Source organism: Kitasatospora sp. NRRL B-11411, assembly GCF_000721345.1.
In the GTDB taxonomy this organism is placed as follows: domain Bacteria; phylum Actinomycetota; class Actinomycetes; order Streptomycetales; family Streptomycetaceae; genus Kitasatospora; species Kitasatospora cineracea.
The window spans coordinates 1-314 of sequence record NZ_JOGH01000333.1 but is presented as its reverse complement, the minus strand read 5'-3'; the positions used below and the strand labels follow the sequence as shown (position 1 = coordinate 314).

Genomic DNA, 314 nt, shown 5'->3' with positions numbered 1-314 from the left:
AGGGCGTCGGCGAGGTCCTCGACGACGGAGAAGCCGTCGGCGGCGCCGACGCCGCGGCCGCCGGAGACCACGATGGCGGCCTCGGTCAGCTCGGGGCGGCCGGTGGACACCCGCGGGGTGCGGGCGGTGACGGTGGCCGCGCCTCCGGTCAGCGCCACGGCCACGTTCTGCACGGTGCCGGCGGCGGGGGCGGGCTCGGGGGCGGTGCTGTTGGGCTTGACGGTGATGACCGGGGCGCCGGTGGTGACGGTGGAGGTGACCTGGAAGGACGCGGCGAACACCGACTGGGTGGCGACGGGGCCGGTGGGGCCCTG

The 314-nt window shown here is 77.7% G+C and carries 1 pseudogene; it reads right to left on the bottom strand.

Annotation, left to right across the window (positions count from 1 at the left end):
• A pseudogene (locus IH44_RS0140225) lies at window positions 1-314 on the bottom strand (FAD-binding protein); the annotation flags it as partial.